Source organism: Streptomyces thermoalcalitolerans (assembly GCF_039525155.1).
Lineage (GTDB): Bacteria > Actinomycetota > Actinomycetes > Streptomycetales > Streptomycetaceae > Streptomyces > Streptomyces thermovulgaris.
Genome location: NZ_BAAAHG010000043.1, coordinates 16,009 through 30,155, shown reverse-complemented (window position 1 = coordinate 30,155; position 14,147 = coordinate 16,009). Strand labels below are relative to the sequence as shown.

Genomic DNA, 14,147 nt, shown 5'->3' with positions numbered 1-14,147 from the left:
ATTATTCCCGGCGGGCCGGACCGGGGCCGCAGCCGACCCTGCCTCACTTCTCGAGCCGGGTCCTGCTGAGCATGGCGCCGAGAACCGTGACGGTGAAAATCACAACTCCCTTGTACGGGAAGTCCTCTGCCAGGACGCCAAGGTGGATGAGGGCATAGAGGAGCACCACCCCCAGGGCGCACCACCCCAAGCCGTGCAGCGACAGCCTGAGAAGCGTCTCACGCATGAAAGACCTCGTTTTCCGGTTCACATGAAGTACGCGTGGCGGGCCCCTGCCGGGATTCACCGTCCCTGTCGGAGCTTGCCACTGTCCCCCAGACGATGGCTGTCACGTCACGAAAGCGCCTCGGTGCTTCGGCCGGCCGCGACCACCGTGCGGAAGGGGAACGCGATGAGCAGTGCGATCGCGACCAGCAGCCCGCTTGCCCACAGTGGCCCGAGGATCCCGGCCGCGGTGCCGAGGGCGGTCGCGGCGATGAGAGGACCGACGGCGGCGCCGACGTTGAGTGCCGCGGTCGCGTACGACCCGGCCATGGTGGGGGCTTGCGCGGCCTCGTAAAGGACCCGTGTGATCAGGGTGCTGCCCAGCGCGAACGACAGGGCGCCCTGCACGAACACGAGGGCGAACAGGGCGATCGGCTCGTTGGCCAGCACCGCCAGGGCCGACCAGCCGATGACCAGCAGCGGGCCGCCGACCGCGATGACCAGACCGGGACGCCGGTCGGACAGCCGGCCGGCGACGGTGACCCCGGCGAAGGAACCGGCGCCGAAGAGCACCAGGACGACAGAGATCCACAGCTCGCCCAGCCCGGCGGTGCCGGTCACGACGGGGGCGAGGAAGGTGAAGCTTCCGAACGTCGCCGCGTTCACCAGCGCGCCGAGCAGCATCACCAGGATCAATGGCGGCCTTGTGAGCTGGGCGAGCTCCGCCTGCAAGGCAGGCCTGCCAGTCCCCTCTTCCTCCACACGTCCCGCCGGGACGGCCTTCAGGATGCCGAGAGCCGCAGGCAGGCAGAGAGCGGCGACGGCCCAGAAGGTGGCCCGCCAGCCGAGCAACGTGCCCAGTACCGACCCGCCGGGGACACCGGCGATCGTGGCCACCGTGGTGCCTGACAGCAGCACGGCCAGTGCACGTCCCTTTCTGTCGGGTGGGACCAGCGTGGCGGCAGTCGTCAGGGCGACGGCGAGAAACCCTGCGTTCGCGAGCGCGGCGACGACCCGGGTGGCGAACAGGACCGGGAAACCGGTGGTGACGGCGCCCACGGCGTGAGCTGCCGTGAAAGTGAGGACGAACCCGAGAAGGCTGGAGCGTCTGGACCAGTTGCGGGCAAGCGCGGCCGCAAGGGGAGCACCGACGATCATGCCGATCGCGAAGGCCGAGGTGAGCGTGCCTGCTGTCCCGACTGTGACGTCGAGGTCCGAGGCGATGTCCGGCAGGAGGCCGGCGAGCATGAACTCCGAGGTGCCCATGGCGAAGACCGCCAGGGCAAGCAGATACAGCGGAAGAGGCATCGAGTGGCTCCGAGGTGAGGAGAAGCACGAGAAGGTCATCTCGTCACCGCGGCCAGCCCCAAGGGCACACTCGCCCGGCCGCAGAATGCGGCGCGGCGACGGGGCTACGAGTTCAGTGGTTCAGGGGGCTGACGGCGTGACCGAAAGCCCCCACCCTGTCCGACTCAGGACTCGACATGGTCCGCACGGTACCTGACCGATGCCCGCCGGGGCACTTTGGTTTTACCGGCATTGGCTTGTGTCCCCGACGCCGTGTCCCGCAGCGGTCGACCACTGACAGGTGATCTCCTCCGCCGGCCTGCCGCCCACGACCCGCGCGAGCACCCCGGCGGACCGGCACCGCCGGCCCACACGGCTGAGGGTGCCGTCACGGACCGGCTCCGTACCGCGAAAGGCGGCCCGCCCCCCGTGCGTGCAGGCAGCCGCTCACCCACCGATGACGGTGTGAGGACCACCGCGCGCGGCGGGCACCGGGGCGGGCCGCGGTGTCCTCGTCGCCACGGCCGGCTGGGTGTTCTCCAGGTGCTCGGGCGAGCGGGATGGGCGGCGGGGGAAGGTCCGATGGGTCAGGTGGGGCTCTGCGCACGCTCCGGTGCGTCCTGGACGAAGACTCCGGCGTGGGCCGTGGGCGGCGTGGGCTTCCTCATCCAGCGCAGTGCCAGAACACCGAGTCCCAGGTGCAGCAGGGCGGCGGCGATCGCGGCCGCGTGCAGACCGGTGACGAAGGCCGACTCGGCCGACTCGACGACGGAGGGAGCCAGGTCGGGCAATTGGAGTGTCTCGGGGAGCGTGGGGGCCAGCTCGGGCCCCTGGATCCGGAAGATCAGGGCGGCCAGTGAGCCGAGGAGCGCGATGCCGAGGGCGTTGCCGATCTCGTTGCTGGTCTCGGCGATCGCCCCTGCCGACCCCGCTCGTTCCGGGGGGACGGCGCCGACCGCGGTGTCGGCGACCACGGCGAAGGAGATGCCGTAGCCGACGCCCGCGACCATCGTCGAGGCGATGTACCAGCCGATACCGGCGGTGATCGTGGTCGGCAGCAGGAGCACCAGACCTGCCGCGATGGAGATGTGGCAGATGATCAGCGCGGTCCGCTTGCCGATGCGGTCGACCACCATCGGAGTGACGATGCACGTGGTGGTCAGCACCGCGGCTCCGGGCAGCGCGAGGAACGCGGCCTTGAGCACCGGCAGTCCGAGAACGGACTGAAGGTAGACGCCCGACAGGTAGGCGGTCGCCGACCACGCGGCCAGCGGCAGAAGACCGGTGATGACGGCGACGCTGAAGACGCGGTCCCGGAACAGCGAGAAGTCCATCAGCGGGTGCTCCAGGCCCCGCTGACGCAGGGCGAACCACGTCAGCAGCACCGCGCCCACCAGTACCGCGACAACGGGAACGGCCGAGACACCTTCCGCGGCGGCGTGCTTGAGACCGTAGATCGCGAACAGCAGACCGACCGCGGAGGTCACGACGCTGAGCACGTCGACACGCCCCGGCCGCGTCGCGCGCACCTCATGGAGCAGGACCGGCGCGAAGAGCAGGAACAGGGCGATGACGGGAAGGTTGACCAGGAAGACCGATCCCCACCAGAACTGCTCCAGCAGCACGCCGCCGACGATCGGACCGATGGCGAATCCCGCGGCGAACCCCGCGGCGAAGATGCCGATGGCCTGCGCGCGTCGGCGCGGGTCCTCGAACAGTTCGCTCAGCACGGCCAGGGCCGAGGGCAGAAGGGTCGACCCCGCCACGCCCATGAGCGCACGGGCGGCGATGAGGAGTTCCGGTGTGGGAGCGAACGCGGCCGCCGCGGATCCGATGCCGAAGACCGTGGCGCCGATCATGAGCAGTTTCAGCCGGCCGTACCGGTCGCCGATGCTGCCGAACGCGATGAGCAGGGACCCGACGGCGAACCCGTAGATGTCCAGGATCCACAGGGCCTGATCCGCGGTCGGGGTGAGGGCCTTGCTGATCCGGGGCATCGCCAGGAACAGGATCGATCCGTCCATGGCGACCAGGAGCACGGGCCCGAGGATCACCAGCAGGCCGAGCCAGGCCCGTCGGCCCGGCGGGTTGTTCGCGAGCTGTCCAGACATGCCGCCCACGCTCCGGCACGGCCGGCGGAGCAGCCATCCCCTTGTGATGGGTATACCCAGCAGGTACACCCACCAGGGCGTTCGGTCGGCCTACCTTCGAAGGGTGGAGAGCCTCGGAACGTTCCTGAAGAGCCGCCGTGACCGGGTCAAACCCGCCGAGATCGGACTGCGTACCTACGGAACCCGCAGAGTCCCGGGCTTACGGCGCGAGGAACTCGCACAGCTCGCCGGAGTGAGTGCGGGGTACTACACACGCCTGGAGCAGGGCCAGGTGGAGACCGCCTCCGAGCAGGTCCTCAACGCCCTCGCCCGTGTGCTGCAACTCGACGAGATCGAACGCGTCCACCTGCACAACCTCGCCCGCCAGCCCTCCAGCCCCGGTCTCTCCGAGCCGCCCCGGGAGGAGCCCCACCCACGGGTCCTGATGCTCCTGGAGTCCCTCGACGAGGCGACCCCGGCGATCGTGCTGGGCCGGCGCGGGGACGTGCTCGCCTGGAACCGCACGGGCCACGCCCTCATCGCGGAACACGTCGACTTCCACGCCCCGCAGGACCCGGCACGCCGGCCCTCCGTCCCCCGGATGTTCTTCCTCGACCCGCTCACCCGCGACCTGTACCGCAACTGGGACGAGCTCGCCCGCATCCATGTCGCCTACCTCCGGCTCACCGCGGGCCGCTTCCCCACCGACGCGCGTCTGGCGGAGCTGATCGGAGAACTCACCATGCGCAGCGACGACTTCGCGACGATGTGGGCGGCCAGGGAAGTCGCCGACTGCACCGTCGGAACCATGCACCTCCAGCACCCGACGGTCGGCGCCGCGAGCGTCACCTATCAGGTCTGGCTCCAGCCGGACAGCCCCGACCACCGCCTGGAGATCTACACCCCGAACGACCCCAGCTCCGCCGACGCCCTGCGCATCCTGACCCACCAGAGCCGCCCGACCGCCAAGAAGACACAGCAGCCGAAGAGCTGCCACCCCACCGAACACGTGGGTCCCTGACCCCACAGGGGGAGGAAGACCACCTTCACGCCGAGCACCTCCACCCCGGAGCCGACCCCGAGGTAACCACGAAAAGGCTCACGGCTCATCTACGGGTCCGCAACCAACTCCTCGAGTGCTGGCCACGGACACAGAAAGCAGTCACCGCCGGCCCCACCAAGCTCCTGCACGGTGGAACCATCCCCGCATGCGCGGGGAGCAGCCGATGGCCTCGAGCCGGGCGAGGTTGATCGCGAGGCCATCCCCGCGGGCGCGGGGAGCAGGTGTCGGCGGGCATGTACCGGTTGAGCATGACGGGGCCATCCCCGCGGGCGCGGGGAGCAGGAGATGGCCGCACCCTGCCCCGAGTGCGACGCGGGTCCATCCCCGCGGGCGCGGGGAGCAGCATCCCGCGCGGTCTCACGCCTGCGGAACATCGGGTCCATCCCCGCGGGCGCGGGGAGCAGGCCGACGGCAGGCTGCGCGACCTGCGCGGCAGGGGTCCATCCCCGCGGGCGCGGGGAGCAGGTCGGCACGAGCGTCGCGGTGCGGCTGCTGCCGGGTCCATCCCCGCGGGCGCGGGGAGCAGAAGCCTGCGCTGCAAACGCTGCCGGGCCGCGAGGGTCCATCCCCGCGGGCGCGGGGAGCAGCGCCAGTGCCTCCGGGGTGACACCGGCCGGAAGGGTCCATCCCCGCGGGCGCGGGGAGCAGGTGCTCTTGCGTGCCATCACTCATCCCCCCAGGGGTCCATCCCCGCGGGCGCGGGGAGCAGCGGCCCGTCAAGGCCCGGCACCTGAAGATGGAGGGTCCATCCCCGCGGGCGCGGGGAGCAGGGTCGGACTCGGGCGCCGCGCGGAAGATCAAGTGGTCCATCCCCGCGGGCGCGGGGAGCAGATCACAGGCTGGAACCTCTACGTCCTGAACAGGGGTCCATCCCCGCGGGCGCGGGGAGCAGCGCCCTGAAAGCATGCTCCTCAAGACAAACCCGGGTCCATCCCCGCGGGCGCGGGGAGCAGCCTCTACCTTCGGGAGGCGCTGGCAGTGGGAGGGGTCCATCCCCGCGGGCGCGGGGAGCAGATGCGCTTTCTTGGGCACAAGGTTAACGGCGAGGGTCCATCCCCGCGGGCGCGGGGAGCAGTCGACTGGCAGAGATGCCGCGGGACCGTGCCTGGGTCCATCCCCGCGGGCGCGGGGAGCAGCTGCGTGACCTGCGAGTTTACGGTGCAGGAGCCGTGGTTTTCATGACTTTCACCGAGTCCGGCAAAAGGCGCGAAGGCGACCCACATGCAACAGACGGGCGCGGACGGGACTCCTGCAAGCAATGACTGTCGCGTCAGGCCCCATCGCCGTACACCTCCACGACAGGACAGCTGCGTACTGGCCGTCCCGCCTATGAAGGATGTCCCTCTTCTCGTCACTCGCCCGAGAGCAGCGCCCAGCAGTGCGGTTGTCACATGCATTCCGGCGGCCGGAGCGGCAAGGTCAGCTTCCGCATCAGTCCACATCCGGGATTGTGTGGCAGTGGGGAATCACCCACTCCCACGCGGTCCGGTCAGTGGAATCACGCACTCATTTTGCGCTCCTCGAGGTACCCGTCATATGCGGACCTGAGTTCTCGAACGTAACCGCGCAGGTCATCGAGGTCCCTGTCTCCATGAAACCCTTCCAGCTCCCGTTCCACTGCCGTGAACTGGTCGCCCACCAGAGCCCTGGCGGGGGCCAATCTGCGGTTGTCGAGCCCCAGGTTTCCGGTGAGATCCGCCTCCAGTTGATCAACTTCGATCAGAAGGTCACCAAGCTCAGGGCGCAGTGCCAGATCCGGATGCTCGTCAATCCACGGCCTTTTCGGAAGAACCCGCCCGAGCGCGCATTTTTCTTTCTTACGTCACATCTCTCTCCTTGGAGGTCGCACTGGCCGAACGCACCGCAGGTGCGGTGGGTGGTGGTGCCTTCCGAGGAGATGCGGACCTTGCCAACCGTGTCGGCGGCACCGGTCGGCTAGTTCTCTCGCTTCGACTTCGACGCACGCTCGCATACCCACGCACCGGCGAACAGCACCGCCGCGCATGCGAACAGCACCATGGCATCGGCCCTGCCCCACACGGCCCAGAACAGGGTGCCTGTCACAAAGGCCACGACGCCCAGGGCGAAGAACGCGACCGAGTTCCTTCTGGCTTCCTTCATCCCCGCTCCGTGCCTCCGCAGCCTGCTGCCCACGACCGACGTGAGCACCCCGACGGACCGGCTCACCAGCCGGTCACCGCGTGAATCCGCGCCTTCTCGTCGGCCGTGGCCGGACGGAAGGTCAAGTCCTCGCCATACAGGAGACACGGCCCCCGATCAGCTCCCGGACCACGTCGTCCAGTTCATCGGTCTCGAACATGTCCGACACCTCGGCCTCCGCTCCCGCGGCGGCCGTCTGGTACCGGTATATCTGGATGTACTTCTCACGCTCCTCGTTGTCCTCATAGGTGACCTCACCGGTCTCCACTTTCAGGTAGAACTCCAGACCTGCCGCGTTCCTTCCGATCCCCATCAGACCGTCGGCCTGCTGAAACCGCCTCATTTCCCTCTTTCTCACAGCGGTGGTACGGCACAGGGGTGCCGGAGACACCGGCACCCCGTTCCGTCGGAATGTCCGGGGTCGGCGAGCGGCCGGTGGGCAGCTGGTGGCGGATCTGCTGCGGACGACGGCTATCGCGTCAGGTCCCATCGCCACACGCCTCCGTGGACGGACAGCCGCGTGCCGCCGTCCTCCACATGAAGGATGTCCTTCTCCTCGTCCCACAGCATCAAGAGGGGCTCGTCCCGTTCATCACGGTGCAGAACCCTCTTCCACAGCGGATCGAAGCTCACCCCGGGAGTCGACAGTTCCACCGAACGCACCTGCTCCATGCGGAGAGTCGCCGGGCCGAGAGGGGTGTACTTGACGGTCTCGGACTCCGCCACCACTTTGTCGAATCCCAGCCTGACCTCCACGCCCTGCTCCCCCGCGGGGAGGACGGACAGCTGGAAACCCTCGGACTCGATGCCCACTTCACCGGCCACACCGGGGATCTCCCAGTCCAGGACCCTCCGGACAAGAGGCACGCAGAAGTCGTCCAGGATCGGGGTGCATCCACTCCACATGAGAAACCCTTCAGTCTGTTTGCTGATGGGGCGGTGTGCGGAGGGGCAGTTCCCCTCCGCACACCGCGGAAACGGTCACCACTCAGTGCGGCGGAACCGTTCTGGAGATCTCGTCATCTCAGGCTGCGCCACGCCCGGTAAATGTGCCGCACTCCGGGACGGTAAGCCCACTTCCCGTAGTTCTTACCACCTTGGTAGTACTGGACGTGCGGGAATCCCATGTGCCGGTTCTTGTACCGAACGCGCCGGTATCGTGCCCTGATTCCTTTCCCCTTGGGACGAGCTCCCCACTTGTTGTAGTGCGGTTTCTTTCCGCGTACGTCGAGCCGGTAGCCGCGTCTCGTCTGGATGCTGTTCTTGACGGACTTCTTGGCCAGATACTTGGCTCCGCCGCGGATGACCATGCTGCGGACGAACCCGCCCCCGGCCACCATCGAGACCCCTGCGGAGACTCTCCGCACATTCTTGTTGGGGCACCACTTCGAGCAGGCCCACGCCGCTGCTCCGACGGCCAGCCATGCCCAGCGGCCGTCCAGGTCATAGCAGTTGTTCGGGTCGCCGTAGCAGTACTCGTAGGAGTTCGCACTGCCGCCGTACACCGGGTCGACGGAGAGGAACCGGCCCGTGCCCGGGTTGTAGAGCCGGACGCCCATCAAGGTGAGACCGGTGAGGGTCTCGGTGGACCGCTGTTTGGCGCCGAGCCAGGCGTAGCGGGCGGCCGGCTGGTCCTGGCGGGGGATGCCGTACTCGTCGTAGTCCAGGGCGACGGGGGCCTCACCGGCGTCCAGCGGAAGCCGCAGTGCCACATCGCCGTGAACGGTGGCGAGCTGCAGGACGGTGTCGCCGGTCCTGCCGGTGGTGGCGGCAAGGTCGCCGGACGCCGACTCGACGTTGCGGGTCACCGCACCCGTGGCCGTGTCCTCCACGATCCAGCGCGGGTTGTCGCCGTCGCCGTCGTAGTGGTTGAGCTTCGACTCGGTCTGCGTCCAGGTGCCGTCCGCGTTCGTCTCCACCGTCCAGGAGCGGAAGCGCATCTCGGCGTCGAGCTCCCAGGTCTGGCGCTTGCCGTTCGCGGTCTGCCGGTGGACCAGGTCGTTGGCGTAGTAACCGATGGTGCCCTGGCCCGGCAGCGCGGTGGTGCGGCCGAACGCGTCGTAGGTGTGGCCGGCGTCGACGAGGCGGTCGGCGCTGTCGTAGGTGTGGTGGGTGGTGGTGCCTCCCGAGGAGGTGCAGGCGTCGCCGGGGTCGGCGGTGCTCGTGGTCAGGGACGTGCGGTTGGTGCGCTTGTCGAAGGTGTAGGCGCGCCGGGTGCAGGTCTCGCCGACCGTGTCGTCGACGCCGGTCAGCCGGCCCGCGCGGTCGTAGCGGTAGGTCTGGCTGGACCAGCCCTGGTGGCTGGTCACCTGTCCGTGCACCGACCGGCTGACCCGGTCGCTGTAGACGTTCGTGCCGTCGCTGTCGCGGGTGTAGATCCGCGAGGTGGTGGAGCCGCTGGGGTCCTCGGTGACGGTCAGGGTGTAGCCGCCGGGCAGCTTCTCGGTGGCCACCGACCCGTCGGCGTCGTACGTGGCCGAGAAGGCGCCCGCGACGGAGTCGGTGATCCTCGTGGCCAGGCCGCGCGGTTCGGCCGCGTGATCATAGGTGTAGGTGAGGGTGGACGGGACGGAGTCGGTGACCTTGACCGGGCGGTCGAGCAGGTCGTACTCCGTCTTTGTGACCCCGCCGTCGGCGTCCGTGTACGAGATCAGGCGGCCGAGCTTGTCGTACGCCTTGGTGATCGTCCCGCCGGTCGGCGAGCTGACCTTGGTCACCTCACCGGTGGCCGGGTCGTACTCGGTGGTGACCTCCGGGACCGCCTGACCGAGGCCGCCGGTCACCGTTTCCTTGATCTCACGGCCGGCCGCGTCGTAGATCCTCGTGGTCGTCCGGTACACCCCGTCGACCTCGTCCGTGACGGTGGCCTGGTTGCCCCAGCGGTCGTACTCGATCGTGGTGTTCACCAGCTTCTTCGGCTGCGAGCCGCCGCCGGTGATGTCACCGGCGGGACCGGTCCAGCACACCTGGTCCGCCCACTCGGGGCGGCCCTTGCACCAGCCGGTGCCGGTCGCCGACCAGTACGCGGTGATGCGGGTCGCGGCGTCGTCGCCCGTTCCGCCCGGCAGCGCCTGGGAGACGATCCGGCCCTGGTCGTCGTAGTCCGTCGCGGTGGTGAGGTTCAGACCGCCCGCGTCCTTGGTGGTGAGCGTGGGCAGGCCCTTGACCCAGTCGTACTGGGTGGTCTCGACCCGCTTCTCGCCCATGACGGAGTAGTAGTCGCGGACCCGGGCGCCGGTGACGGTCAGCGTCACCTGGTCCTTGACCGTCGCCGTGCCGTCGGTCGGGCGGCCCTCGTCGTACTCCTTGACCGTCCAGGAACGGGCCGGGACCGAGGTTCCGGCCTCGACCAGGACGGTGCTGCCGTCCTTGAGGTCCTCGGTCAGGTCGATCCGGTGCAGGGGACCGAACTCCTCCAGCTCCCGCAGTCCGCGCTCGTCGTAGAGCGAGACGGTGGACAGCAGGTGGGCGCGCTCGGCCGCCGAACGGCCGATGATGCCCAGGTCGGTGAGCTGCTCCTTGTCCTCGGCGGTGGTTCCGAGCGCCAGCGCGCGGTTGCCCGCGCTCAGTTCGCGGACGGTGTTGCCGAAGCGGTCGTACTCGGTCACCGAGATGTGTCCGCCGGGAGTGGCGGTGTTGACCGTGCGGCCGGAGGCGTTCAGATAGGTCACCGTGGCACGCCGGTAGGCGTCAAAGGTGAGGTCGGCGCCGTCGTGGGAGGCCGGTACCGCGTCGGCGGGGAACACCGCGGTGGCGTCCGTGGGAGCGTCCAGCTGGCCCCACTCGGCGACGCCGGCGGCGCCCATGGCGTACGGCGCCTTGGGGCCGGTGAGCGGCACACCGTAGACGATGCCGGTGACCGCGGTGCCCTCCACCGTGTCCACGGTGCCCTGCTTCAGGGCGGGCCGGGACACCTTCAGCAGCATGCCGTCACCCGGTGCCGTGCCGGCACCGGCGTTGCCGTAGGTGAAGGTGTAGGGCAGTTGGCTCTGCTGCTGCATCCAGGTCACCCGGCCCTCCCAGTAGGCGTACTGGGTCTGCGAGGCCTGGCTGAGCCGCGGGTCCCACTGCTGGCGCAGCCTGCCGAGGGAGTCGTAGCGGTACTTGGCCACGGCGGTGGGGGTCGAGGAGGACGCACCGGGGCTGGTGAGCCAGATGCGGATCTCGCTGACCTGGCCGGCGTAGTCGCCGAACTGGTCGTTGTGCTCGGTGCCGGTGGCGGTGGTCGTGGACGCGTAGACGAACTCCAGGACCTTGCAGCCCTTGGTCGCCGGGGACGTCTCGCAGGCCGCGGTGGTGGCCGCCGAGGTGGGGGCGATGATCCGCTTGGGGCGGGCCAGCTTCTTGCCGTCGACGGTCACGGTCTCGGAGACGACCTTGGTGGTGGAGTTGGCCAGGCCGTCGTAGAGGGTGCTGCTGACCTGCCAGGTGGTGGCCGCCGGGTCGGGCTTGGTGAAGGTGGTGACCGTGCCCTCGGTGTCGGTGAGGGTCAGGGTCCCGTTCAGGCTGCCCGTGAGGGTCAGGTCCTCGGCGCCGGGCTCGGGTATCCAGCCGTTCCTCGCCGCGTTCGCGGTGAAGTGGAGGGCGTCGCCCTCCTCCAGCACCACGTCGACGGCGGTGTCGGAGATCCGGCGGATGTGGCTGTAGTCCGACTCGGTGGTCTCCGCGACGACACCGGCGACCCACTCCTTGCCGAAGATCGCCGCCTGGCCCTCCTGCGCGGCGCCCCGGTTGGGGGTGCGGGAGGCGGCCGTGCGGGACACCGACAGGTCGAACATCGACACATCGGTCTCGGAGAGCGTGAAGTTGCCGGTCAGCAGGTTGAGCGAGCCGGGGCCCACCTCGGTGGTGGCCGCTCCGTCGGCGTTGCGGTCGACGACCACGGTCAGCGGAGCGGTGCTCCTGGCGGCGGAGGACGGTCCGGTGAAGTCGGCCTTGATCTGGACGGTGCCGTCCGGGTCGACGGTGTCGGTGGCGTTCCACACCAGCGGGGCGTTCTTGCCGCCGGTCAGCGGGACCGGCCACGCGGTCAGCGGGGTGCCGCCCGAGGTGACGTCACCGGGCGGGATCCTCACCCAGGGGTCCGCCTCGGAGCGCCGCCAGGAGAAGGACACGGCGTCGTACGTGCCCGCCTCGGCCTCGGCGATCAGCGGCAGCCGGCGGGCGGTGCGCTCGCCCTCCGACGGCTGGACGAAACCGCCCGAGCCCACGTGGAAGAGGTACTCCAGCGCCTCGGACTTGTTGTCCGCCTTGTCGACGGCCCGCACCTGGAGGGTGTGGCTGCCGTTCCTCGGCGGGGTGACGGTGATCGTCTTGTTCGCGCTGGATCCGTTGGTGGTGACCTTGGTCCAGGTCACGCCGTCGAGGGACCACTCGAGCCAGTGGTGGTCGGTGCCGGGGGGCGGGGTCACGGTGAACGTGCCCGGCTGGCCCTCGCCCTTGACCCACTGACCGGTGGGGTAGTCGGCCGAGGTGATCCTCGTCGGGGCGGACGGGGCCTTGGTGTCGACCGTGAACGTCTTCCACGCCGACCAGCCGGTGTTGTAGTGCGTGCCGTCGTAGGGGCTGGTGCGGAACTTGTACGTCCTGCCGTCCTGGAGCAGTCCGGCCGGGACGGTCACCGAGGCGGGCTGGCCCGATGCCACGTACTTCGACACCAGGGGGCTGCCGACCTGGGTGTTGGTCGCGTTGTCGTAGATCTGGAAGGTGGCGTTGACCTTGTCGCCGTCGGGATCGACGAAAGTGTCCCGCAGGGTCGGGGTGGTGGTGTTCACCACGTAGGTGCCGCCGTGGGAGAAGTACGGCGGGCCGGCCTCCTGCTGGGTGCCGGTGCGCGGCCGGTAGTTGTAGGTGACCGTCAGCTTCGGCACGTTCGACGCCGCGTTGGCGGAGTTGACCCGCTTCCACTGGGCCACCACCGACTCGTCGGCGGCGCGGATGCCCATGTGGCCGCGGGTGGCCTTGGCCGAGGCCCAGTCCTGCACCAGCGTGGTCACGTTGGCGTTGATCCAGCCCTTGGGCTGGGTGCCGGTGCACGACGGGTTGCCGCGGGTCTCGGTGGAGGTGGCCTTCTTCGCCGTCCAGGTGGGCTGTGAGGTCCAGCGGGACGAGGTCGAGGCGGCGCCGGCCGACCACACCTCCCACGGGTACGCCTTGCAGTCGGTGTTGCCCGAGTGGAAGTTGTACAGCGACAGCTTCGCGTCCAGCACCAGCGCGTCCCGGATCGGTGTCGTGTTCCAGGAGATGAAGGACCGGGCCGTGCGCGGGGTGCCGTCGGCGTTCTTGGTGCCGGGGTTGCCGAAGTCCAGTTCGGTGTCGGTCGACTGGTCGGCCGTCACGCCCTGCTGCACATAGGTGTCGAAGACGTTGGACAGCGCGGAGGTGGACGGGTCGATGGTGACCGGGTACCTGGTGTCCGGGTCGGCGAGGAAGGCGGGATCCGGAGTGATCACCAGGTCGATGGAGGAGCCCTTCTGGACCACCTTCATGCCGACCCTGGCCGTGCGGGTGTGCTCACCGGAGCGCTGGTCGACGGTGGCGTCCCACATCACCGGTGCGGGCATGACGGCCCGCTTCTTGTTCTTCCTGTCGGTGAACAGCACGCTGCCGTCGGCCAGTTGCTTCGCCTTCAGGCCCTTGGCCTTCAGCGGCAGCGTGTAGGAGTAGTCACCGGTTCCGGGGCGCTGCTTGAGCTCGACGTACTGCTCGAAGCCGGTCCGGGTGGCCTCCACGATCACGTCCGCGCCGGGGACGGCGTTGACGTACTCCGCACGGGTGCCGTCCAGCTTCGGCTCGGGCAGGCCGCCCTTCCACTGGAGGGTGATCCGCTGATCGCCCTCGCCCAGGGTCACCAGGTCGGTGGCCCGTGCCCGCTGGGCGGCTTTCAGGGAGGTCGCCGGGGTCCCGGACCTGCCGGACAGGCGCAGTCCGCCCGGGTGGGCCTTGGGCTCGACGGTCCCGTCGGCCTCCCGGACGAGATCCAGGTCGATCTCGCGCCACTTCCCGGTGGTCTCGTCCGTGAACCGGACGGGACCGGCGGTGAGTTCCGTGGTGAGGGAGCCGTCCTTGTTCACCCAGGTCGTGGAGGTCTCGGTGCGCTCGGACAGCGCTTCGACCCGCTTGCCGTACAGCCGGGCCGCGACCTTCGCGGAGGGGATGTCCGCGGCGGTGTCCGGCCCCTTGGGTGCCCTCTTGCCGACGGCCGTCTGCCGGGGCTGCTCGTGGGTGAGGGCCACCACCTGGCCGGTGGTGGCGACCACGAGCGCCGTCTCCGCCGCGAGCACCATCGCGGTCAGGGCCGCGATCCGGGGCAGCAGCCGTCTGTGCTTCTGCAGGACGACGGC

The 14,147-nt window shown here is 69.4% G+C and carries 9 protein-coding genes and 1 CRISPR repeat array; of the genes, 2 read left to right on the top strand and 7 right to left on the bottom strand.

The window, feature by feature from the left end; genetic code table 11:
* Positions 1-43 precede the first annotated feature (43 nt).
* The 3 genes from ABD224_RS21900 to ABD224_RS21890 all read right to left on the bottom strand — a co-directional run bounded on the left by ABD224_RS21900 (position 44) and on the right by ABD224_RS21890 (position 3,602).
* Positions 44-226, bottom strand: a complete 183-nt coding sequence (locus ABD224_RS21900) for a hypothetical protein (RefSeq protein ID WP_344052492.1) — start codon at positions 224-226, stop codon at positions 44-46.
* Between the two features lie 107 nt (positions 227-333).
* Positions 334-1,512: a Cmx/CmrA family chloramphenicol efflux MFS transporter gene (locus ABD224_RS21895; RefSeq protein ID WP_344052490.1), complete on the bottom strand. Its 1,179-nt coding sequence runs from the start codon at positions 1,510-1,512 to the stop codon at positions 334-336.
* Positions 1,513-2,078: 566 nt separating this feature from the next.
* Positions 2,079-3,602: an MFS transporter gene (locus ABD224_RS21890; RefSeq protein WP_344052488.1), complete on the bottom strand. Its 1,524-nt coding sequence runs from the start codon at positions 3,600-3,602 to the stop codon at positions 2,079-2,081.
* 46 nt (positions 3,603-3,648) lie between these two features.
* Between ABD224_RS21890 and ABD224_RS21885 the strand changes: the two genes are divergently transcribed.
* Together ABD224_RS21885 and ABD224_RS21880 are read left to right on the top strand one after the other, a co-directional pair.
* Positions 3,649-4,602, top strand: a complete 954-nt coding sequence (locus tag ABD224_RS21885) for a helix-turn-helix transcriptional regulator (RefSeq protein WP_344052486.1) — start codon at positions 3,649-3,651, stop codon at positions 4,600-4,602.
* A 173-nt stretch (positions 4,603-4,775) separates the two neighbouring features.
* A CRISPR array of direct repeats spans positions 4,776-5,780; the repeat unit is 29 nt; unit sequence GGGTCCATCCCCGCGGGCGCGGGGAGCAG.
* Positions 5,781-6,235: 455 nt separating this feature from the next.
* Positions 6,236-6,583, top strand: coding sequence for a hypothetical protein (locus ABD224_RS21880; protein ID WP_344052484.1), 348 nt, complete (start codon positions 6,236-6,238; stop codon positions 6,581-6,583).
* On the opposite strand, the gene ABD224_RS21875 is transcribed toward ABD224_RS21880, so the two are convergent.
* The 4 genes from ABD224_RS21875 to ABD224_RS21860 all read right to left on the bottom strand — a co-directional run bounded on the left by ABD224_RS21875 (position 6,580) and on the right by ABD224_RS21860 (position 14,090).
* Positions 6,580-6,765 carry a hypothetical protein gene (locus ABD224_RS21875; RefSeq protein WP_344052481.1) on the bottom strand — a complete coding sequence of 62 codons (186 nt, stop codon included), beginning with the start codon at positions 6,763-6,765 and terminating at the stop codon, positions 6,580-6,582. The two genes, ABD224_RS21880 and ABD224_RS21875, sit on opposite strands and share 4 nt — an antisense overlap.
* 121 nt (positions 6,766-6,886) lie before the next feature.
* Positions 6,887-7,147 (bottom strand): hypothetical protein, encoded by a 261-nt coding sequence (locus ABD224_RS21870; RefSeq protein WP_344052479.1) that lies wholly within the window; start codon positions 7,145-7,147, stop codon positions 6,887-6,889.
* Positions 7,148-7,275: 128 nt separating this feature from the next.
* Positions 7,276-7,710, bottom strand: coding sequence for a hypothetical protein (locus ABD224_RS21865; protein WP_344052476.1), 435 nt, complete (start codon positions 7,708-7,710; stop codon positions 7,276-7,278).
* A gap of 113 nt (positions 7,711-7,823) precedes the next feature.
* Positions 7,824-14,090 (bottom strand): DNRLRE domain-containing protein, encoded by a 6,267-nt coding sequence (locus ABD224_RS21860; protein ID WP_344052539.1) that lies wholly within the window; start codon positions 14,088-14,090, stop codon positions 7,824-7,826.
* Between the last annotated feature and the right edge of the window lie 57 nt (positions 14,091-14,147).